Here is a 7,808-nt window from a genome sequence, read left to right on the forward strand (position 1 = left end):
CTCTTCGTCGGCCGAAGCCGTCTGCGGCAGGCCGATGGCCACCTGCTTGAGGTTCACGAGCGTGGTGTTGCCGCCCGCGCGCTTGTCGCGCAGGTAGAGGATGTAGACGCCATCCTTGACCGGGATCGGCTGGCTGAGCTGGCCGGGGCGCATCTGCTCGAGCACCGCCTGGACCTCGGACGGCATCTCGCCCGGGCTCACCCAACCGGCGTCGCCGCCGTTGGCCGCCGTGGGCAGGGCCGAGAACTGGCGCGCCACGGCGGGGAAGGGGGCGCCCTGCTGCATCTGGGAGACCAACTGCTGGGCGCCGGCCATGGCCTGCTGCATGCCGCCGACACGGTTCGCGTCGATCAGCACCTCGCCGATGTTGTACTGCGGCTTGGCGGCCTGGGCGGTCAGCAGGGCCTGGGTGGCCGCGATCTGGTCGTCGCCGACCCGCAGGCGTGAGCCGTAGCGGCCCTGGATCCAGCGCGACCAGCTGATCTGGGCGTTGAGCTGGCGCTTCAGCGTGTCGACGCCGATCCCGCGCGAGGCCAGGAACGCCATGAACTGCTCGGGCGCCATGTTGTTGCCGCGCGCCATCTCGGCGATCTCTTCGTTGATCTCGGCGTCGTCGGCCAGGATCTCGATCTTCTGTTCCTTCTCGACGCGGCGCAGTTCCTGGAACTGCAGGTGCTCGTCGACGAGGGAGACCAGGGCCTCGCGCTGGAACTGCGGCAGGTTCTCCTGCGTCGGCTGCACGCCCGAGGTGGCGATCAGCAGGCGCATGCGCTGCGCCAGGTCGTAGGTCGAGATGATCTCGTCGTTCACCACGGCGGCGACGGACTCCGAGAGGCCGGTCGGCGCGCGCGGCGCGGCCGGAGCAGGGGCCTCGGGCGGCGCCGTGCCGACCGCTTCGCTACCCGGCTGCTGCGCCACGGCATGGGGCGCGGCGGCCACGGCGACCAGCGCGCAGGCGACCGCCGCGCTCCGCGCAGTGGGACCGGTCAGATAACGCATCATGGACGAGAGTCTTCCTTCGTGGCGTGGCGAGCAGTCGGCAAGTTCGTCGCCATCCTACCTGCCATTGAATGAGCCGCCCAATGTGGCGAGCGTTAGGCGAACGGAGACCGACTCGCTGGGTAGCAGACGACCGATGATCGTGTCCTCGCGGCGATAGATCACATCAACCCGCAGGCAGTCGTCCCGGTAGAACACGCCGACATCCCGGATGACCCAGGAATCCTGCGCCAGGTCGCGGTTGCCGTAGAAGCTGACGCCGTAGTTCCTGGAAAGGTACAGCTCGCCGCCCAGGTCCAGGTTCTCCCGCTTCCGGCCGTTGATGTCGAAGTCGTCGGTGAGGTAGCGGACGAAGCCGTTGCCGTACTTGTTGTAGACGTTGGCGCCGGCCTCGAGGCGGTGGATGTCCAGGTTCTCGCTGTCCAGGCGCGCGCGGGCGAACATCGAGACGCCGCGGATCGGCTGGGCGTCGGCGGAGACGATCCAGTCGGACGACTTGGTCCGCAGGCCCGATCGGTCGGTGAAGACGGCGTTCTGTTCGGTGCGGAAGCTGCGGCCCAGGAGGAAGTTGGCGCGGCGGCCATCGTCCCACATCACCGTCGCGCGTGCGGCCATGTTCAGGCGCACGCCGTCTTCGTAGAGGTCGTAGCCCGGGAACTTGTTCGCCCGGAACAGGGTCGTCTCGTCGAACTCGAACGCGACGCTGTCCTCGTTCAGGTAGATCTTCTCACCCGTCGTCGGGTCGCGGCCGATGACCACCTGCTTGGCGTTGGGCGAGGCGGCCACCTGGAGCACGGGCTCCAGCACGATGGTGGCGTCCTTGGTCCGCTTGAAGAACGGGTAGGTCAGGTCCACGCCGGCCGTGGCCAGGGCGCGGGTCATCTCGTCGCTGCGGGTGGCCGAGCCCACGCCGGTCAGGATGTCGTCGAGGCGGTAGGCGTCGGCCCGCACGTTCACGAACGGCTCGAAGCGCAGCCCCGCCGCGGAGGTGAACGCGCGCCGCCAGTCCAGCTCGCCGGTCGCCCGCGCGCTGTCCAGGCCCGGCAGGCGCTGGGTCAGGTCGGTCTGCGACTGCTCGCGGCTCAGCACCACGGCGCTGGTGTGCACGCGCAGGCGGCCGCCCAGCACCTTCGGCGCCGGCTCGTAGTGGCCCTCGATGAGCGGCCCGATCACCGGGAAGACGCGGTCGTTCTCGCCTGAGGCGAAGCCGGTGACGGGATCGAGGGTGCTGAGGTCCGGCCGCAGGCCCTGGATACTGATCGCCGCGGCAGACAGGTACGACCGCTCGTCCTGGCGGATAGCGTAGATCTGGGACACCAGCCTGCGGTCGTCGGCCACGTAGGGGCCGCGGCTGATATAGACTTTGCCGACCTCGTACTTGTCGAAGATCAGGTCTTCGGAGGCGCGTTCGGCCGTGAAGCCCCAGAGCCACTTGTCATCGATCTGGAACGCGCCCCTGGCGAGGATGTAGCTGCGGTCGGTGCTGGTGCCGACCAACTCGTTGCCATTGCCGTCGAAGTCGCGAGCGTGGGTGTAGCCGAAGCGGAGGTTGACGTCGCCGGAGTAGAAGCGCTTGCGCAGCTCGCCGTTGAGGAACGGGGCGATCTTGGAATTGATCTGCGGGCTGACGATCAGGTCCGCCGACTTGGAGAAGGCCCAGTAGTAGGGCTGCTCGTACGACAGGCCGCGGCGGTCCGAGACCGAGCCCTTGGGCACCAGGAAGCCCGAGGTGCGGTCCGCCGCCGGATCGGCGTGCCAGAAGACCGGCAGGTAGGCGACCGAGACGCCGAACAGCCGGAAGCGCGCGTTCCGATAGTAGACGATCCGCCGCTTCTTATCGCGGACGACCCGCTCGGCGGCGATGGACCAGGTCGGCGTCTTCGGCGAGCCGTCCTTCGCGCAGATCTCGCACGGGGTGTAGATCGCCTTGTTCAGCTCTTCGATGTTCTCGTTACGCTTGGCGGCGCTGGCCGCGGCGATCTTCACGTTCTCCTGCAGGCGCGCGGAGAAGCCCAGGGCGACGCCGGCCCGCATCTCTTCGTCCAGCACCATCTCGGTGGCGTATTCCGAAGAGCCGTCCTCGTTCACGATGGCGATGTTGCCGATCGCGCGGATGACGCCGGACTTGTCGTCGTAGACCAGCTTGTCGGCGCGCAGGGTGCGGCCGTTGTAGCGGACCTCGATATGGCCGTTGGCGGTGGTGACGCCCGCGTCGTCGTCACGGATGACCTCGTCGGCCTCCATGTACATCTCGTCGGGCTTCAGCCCGTCGGCGCTGGGCGGCGTGGACGCAGGCGCCTGGGCGTGGCCCGCGGCGGTCCACAGGAATGCGATGGCGGCGCCGGCCAGGAGGGCGCGCTTGCCTGATGCTCGCGGCGTACGCCTGCGCGGACTCATCAACCCTCTCGATCCCCTCTGGCGCGAAGCGAAGCGCCCGGCGGCGTCTATTGTGTCAGGCCTGCGATGCATAGCCCGGGAGCAAAACGATTCAACCGTCTTCGGTGTAGCAAAGCAGGGTCACGCCAGCGAGCAGCGCGACGACCGCGGGCGCCCAGGCGGCGGCGAACAGCGGCAGGATGTCGGCCTTGGCCAGGGCGCCGGCGAACTGGTTGAAGAAGAACATCACGAACCCCAGCGCGACCCCGGCGCCCGCCAGGCCCGCCAGCCCGCCCAGCCGCGCCAGGCGCAGCGAGAACGCCGCGGCCAGGATCGACATGGCGGCGAACAGCAGGGGCGTGGCCAAAAGCTGATGCAGCCGCAGCCGGTACCCGGCCGCCGAGAACCCGGCCTGCTCGGTCAGCTCGATCGCCTTGGGCAGGCGCCAGAAAGCCACCGCCTCGGGCGAGGCCAGCCGCTCCATCGCCGCTTCGGAATCTAGCGTGGAGCGAATGGAGAGGCTGTCCGAACGGATCGACGAATCGCCGGCCGTCGCCTCGCGCACGTCCTTGAGCCGCCAGAAACCCGGCATCAGGGTGGCCTCGCCCGCCTCCAGCCGGCGGCGGAAGACCGGCGTGCCGCGCTCGTTCTTCTCGTAGATGAACAGGGACACCCCGCGCAGGGTCACTGCGCCGCCGCGGGTGTCGCGAGCCTTGGCGTGGATGACGATCTGGCTGGTGTCGTCGCCCTGGCGCAGCCAGATGTCCTGCGGCTGGTCGCCGAGGTAGCCCTCCATCATCCGGGCGCGCTCGGCCTCGAAGCGGGCGTTGAGGCTGGCGGCCAGCGGATTGATCCCCGCCACGGCGATCACGCCGAGCACGAAGGCCGCCACCGCCGACGGCAGGATGAAGCGCCAGGCCGAGATGCCGGCGGCGCGCATGGCCACGAGTTCGCTGCGCCGGTTCAGGCCCACGAAGGCGCTGATCCCGCCGAACAGGAAGCAGAACGGCAGCAGGATCTGGATCAGCGAGGGCACCCGCAGCAGGGTCAGGCCCAGGATGCTATCGGCGCCCACGTCGGCGCGGGTGCCCACCTGGCCGGTCAGTTCGACGAACTGGATCAGCACCACCACGGAGGTGATCACGCTGAACCAGGTCAGCACGCCCAGCAGGACGTAGCCGATCACATACCGCTCGATCCGGCCCAGGCCCGTCACGCCCGGGCTCCGGCGAACGCGCCAGCCCGTGGCCGGCTGATGTCGATGTAGCGGCTGACCTTCTGGCGGAAGATGGCCGCCATGGCCCCCCAGATGCAGAGCAGGGGCACGGCGTACTGGGCGATGTTGAGCCAGGCGCTGTCCTCGCAGGCCGACTGGACCAGGAACCCCGCGAGCCGCACCAGGGCCGCGATCGCCCCGATCACCGCGATCCGGCGGCCGTAGCCGAACCGCGAGAAGCCGCCGCCGATGATCGCCGCCAGCGCCAGGGCCATGAAGGCGATGTTGTAGAGCGGGGAGGCGAGGCGGGCGTTGCCCTCCGCCAGCAGGTCCAGCCGGTTCCGCCGCTCCCAGTCCTGCTGCAGGTCGGGGAAGAACAGCTCGTGCAGGTAGCGGTCCGACGGCTTGTAGTGGATCAGCTCGTCCGAATTGGCCAAGGGCTCCAGGTCGAAGGTGTAGTAGTCGAACGACAGGTAGTTCAGCACGCTGCGGGTCGACAGTTCCTGGTTCGAGCCGTTCTCCATGAACAGCGCTGGCCGGCCCTGGGCGCGTCCGACCCGCCCCTTTTCGGCCGTGTAGGTGCTGCTGGAGCCGTCGGGCTTGATCTGGTGGATGAACAGGTTGCGCAGGTTGCCCTGGCCGTCGACGCTCTGGGCATAGACCGTCAGGCCGGGCGCCGGCTCGGTGAACTCGCCCTCTCGGACCAGGGTGGCGGCCAGGTCGGTGCGCACCTGGAACAGCTCCTGGCGCAGGGTGCGGAACGACAGCGGCTGGACGAAGATGTTCAGCAGCAGGGCCAGGAAGGCGATCGTGCACGCCAGCCGCATGGCCGGCGAGATCACCCGCCACCGGCTCATGCCGCCGGCGAAACAGACCACGATCTCCTGCTCGGTGTGCAGCCGGTTCAGCGCCACCAGCGCCGCCACGAACACCGCGATGGGCAGGATCAGGTTGATGAGCTGCGGCATGTACAGCAGCGTCACCTTCAGGAACACGAGCGCGCTCTGGCGCTGGTTCACGATGAGGTCGAGGCCCGCCAGGCTCTGGCTCAGAAGCGCGACCGCCGTCAGCGCCAGCGTCGCCATGACGACCGGCCCCAGGAGCTGGCGAAGGAGATATCGGTCTATCAGGCGCATCTTGCGAAAAGCGGGTAGTCCGGAGAATTAGACGCGCCCCGGCGGCGGACCTGTTCTAAACCATGCGTCGCCGCGCCGCACAACCGGACGGTGGGCGCGCAGCGAGAGCCTTGAGAGAGAGTACCGATGGATATCCAGTTCGTCGCCCCCGGCGCGGGCGTTCCCGCGAAGGCCGCCGTGGTCCGCATCGTGTTCGAGGGTGATGCGCACGAGGGCGCGGTCGCCCAGGCCGTCTCGGCCAGCCGCTTCACCGGGGGCAAGGGCCAGACGCTCGACATCCTGGCGCCCCAGGGCCTGGACGCGGCCCGGCTGGTGCTGGTGGGCGCCGGCAAGCGGGAGGGGTTCGACGCCGTGGGCGCCGAGCACGCCGCCGCCACCGGCTATAACGCGGTGAAGGCCTCGGGGCTGGAGCTGCTGCGCATCGAGGGCGTGGCCGGCGCCGACCTGGCCGCGCGCGCGGCCCTGGGCGTCCGCCTCGCCAGCTACCGCTTCGACAAGTACCGCACCAAAGAGCCGGCGGAGAAGAAGCCGTCCGTGGTCAAGACCGAGGTGGCGACCCCCGACGCGGACGCCGCGCTTTCGGCCTTCGCGCCCCTGGCCGCCCTGGCCGACGCCATCAGCTTCACCCGCGACCTGGTCTCCGAGCCGCCGAACGTCCTCTACCCCGCCGAGTTCGCCGCCCGCGTGAAGGCGCTGGAGACGTTGGGCCTGGAGGTCGAGATCCTGGGCGAGGTGGAGATGAAGGCCCTCGGCATGGGCGCGCTGCTGGCCGTGGGCCAGGGCAGCATCCGGGAGAGCCAGCTGGCGGTGATCCGCTGGAACGGCGCGGCGGATAAGTCCGCCCAGCCCATCGCCTTCGTCGGCAAGGGCGTCTGCTTCGACACCGGCGGCATTTCGATCAAGCCGGCCGAGAACATGGAGGACATGAAGTGGGACATGGGCGGCGCGGCCGCCGTGGCCGGCGTCATGCATGTCCTGGCCGGCCGCAAGGCCAAGGTGAACGCCGTCGGCATCCTGGGCCTGGTCGAGAACATGCCCGACGGCAACAGCTACCGACCGGGCGACGTCCTGACGTCCATGTCGGGCCAGACCATCGAGGTGGTGAACACCGACGCCGAAGGCCGCCTCGTGCTGGCCGACGCCCTCTGGTACTGCCAGGACCGCTTCAAGCCCAAGTTCATGGTCGACCTCGCCACCCTGACGGGCGCCATCATCATCGCCATCGGCAACGACCTGGCCGGCTGCTACGCCAACGACGAGGACCTGGCCGCGGGCCTGCTGGCCGCGTCGAAGGCCGAGGACGAGGGCCTGTGGCGGATGCCGCTGCCGGAGGCCTACAACAAGCAGATCGACTCCATGATCGCCGACATGAAGAACACCGGCGGCCGGCCGGGCGGCTCGATCACCGCGGCCCTGTTCCTGCAGAAGTACGTCAATGGCGTGCCCTGGGCGCACCTCGACATCGCCTCCACCGCCTGGAAGAAGCCGTCCTCCATCCCCACCAGCCCGGACGGCGCCACCGGCTTCGGCGTGCGGCTGCTGAACCGCATGGTCCAGGACAAGTACGAGGGCTAGGTGGCCAGCGAAGGCTCCGAGAGAGCCGCCTGCGAGGTCTGGTTCTATCACCTGGAACGCACCGGGCTGGACCAGGCCTTGCCGGAACTGCTCGAGAAGACGCTGCAGCGGGGCTGGAAGGCCATCGTCCGCTCCTCGATGGCCGAGCGCATCGACCACCTGGACGGCTGGCTCTGGAGCTACCGGGACGAGAGCTTCCTGCCGCACGCCCCGTCGGACGAGCCGGGGGCGGCGCGCCAGCCCATCCTCCTGACCACGGGCCGCGAGAACCCGAACGGCGCGGACGCCCTGTTCCTCATCGACGGGGCCGAGCCCGGCGAGCTGGACGGCTACAAGCGCTGCGTGGTGCTCTTCGACGGCGGCGACGACGATCAGCTGCGGAACGCGCGGCTGCAGTGGAGCGCTGTGAAGGCCCGGGGTTTCCCGGTCTCGTATTGGAAGCAGCAGGCCCGCGGTTGGGAGAAACAGGCATGAAGCACGCGATCGCCCTGGCGGCCGTCCTGGCC

Annotated in this window: 6 protein-coding genes; 2 read left to right on the plus strand and 4 right to left on the minus strand. The window is 69.2% G+C overall.

The annotated features are described in order from the left end of the window. The 4 genes from AX721_RS03180 to lptF all read right to left on the minus strand — a co-directional run. Window positions 1-1,002 (minus strand): peptidylprolyl isomerase (locus AX721_RS03180; RefSeq protein ID WP_068874593.1); only part of this gene is annotated, 1,002 nt, incomplete at its 3' end. A 54-nt stretch (window positions 1,003-1,056) separates the two neighbouring features. Next, entirely contained in the window at window positions 1,057-3,396 is a 2,340-nt protein-coding gene (locus AX721_RS03185; protein ID WP_068874594.1) for an LPS-assembly protein LptD, read from the minus strand. A gap of 91 nt (window positions 3,397-3,487) precedes the next feature. Then, window positions 3,488-4,591 carry an LPS export ABC transporter permease LptG gene (lptG, locus tag AX721_RS03190; protein ID WP_068874595.1) on the minus strand — a complete coding sequence of 368 codons (1,104 nt, stop codon included), beginning with the start codon at window positions 4,589-4,591 and terminating at the stop codon, window positions 3,488-3,490. Next, a complete protein-coding gene (gene lptF / locus AX721_RS03195) occupies window positions 4,588-5,727 on the minus strand; it encodes an LPS export ABC transporter permease LptF (RefSeq protein WP_068874596.1) in 1,140 nt (379 codons plus the stop codon). Before lptF ends, lptG begins: the two co-directional genes overlap by 4 nt. A gap of 126 nt (window positions 5,728-5,853) precedes the next feature. Here lptF and AX721_RS03200 point away from each other — a divergent pair, with 126 nt between their 5' ends. Then, a complete protein-coding gene (locus tag AX721_RS03200) occupies window positions 5,854-7,302 on the plus strand; it encodes a leucyl aminopeptidase (RefSeq protein ID WP_068874597.1) in 1,449 nt (482 codons plus the stop codon). After that, on the plus strand, window positions 7,303-7,776 hold the full coding sequence (locus AX721_RS03205; protein ID WP_068874598.1) for a DNA polymerase III subunit chi: 474 nt from the start codon (window positions 7,303-7,305) through the stop codon (window positions 7,774-7,776). The last annotated feature ends 32 nt before the right edge of the window (window positions 7,777-7,808 follow it).

This window comes from Phenylobacterium sp. CCH9-H3 (assembly GCF_001557235.1).
In the GTDB taxonomy this organism is placed as follows: domain Bacteria; phylum Pseudomonadota; class Alphaproteobacteria; order Caulobacterales; family Caulobacteraceae; genus Phenylobacterium.

Bases quoted from the DNA above. Each gene is read 5' to 3' on its own strand.
- AX721_RS03185 (WP_068874594.1), bottom strand. From the start codon at position 3,396: ATGAGTCCGCGCAGGCGTACGCCGCGAGCATCAGGCAAGCGCGCCCTC.
- lptF (WP_068874596.1), bottom strand. From the start codon at position 5,727: ATGCGCCTGATAGACCGATATCTCCTTCGCCAGCTCCTGGGGCCGGTC.
- AX721_RS03200 (WP_068874597.1), top strand. From the start codon at position 5,854: ATGGATATCCAGTTCGTCGCCCCCGGCGCGGGCGTTCCCGCGAAGGCC.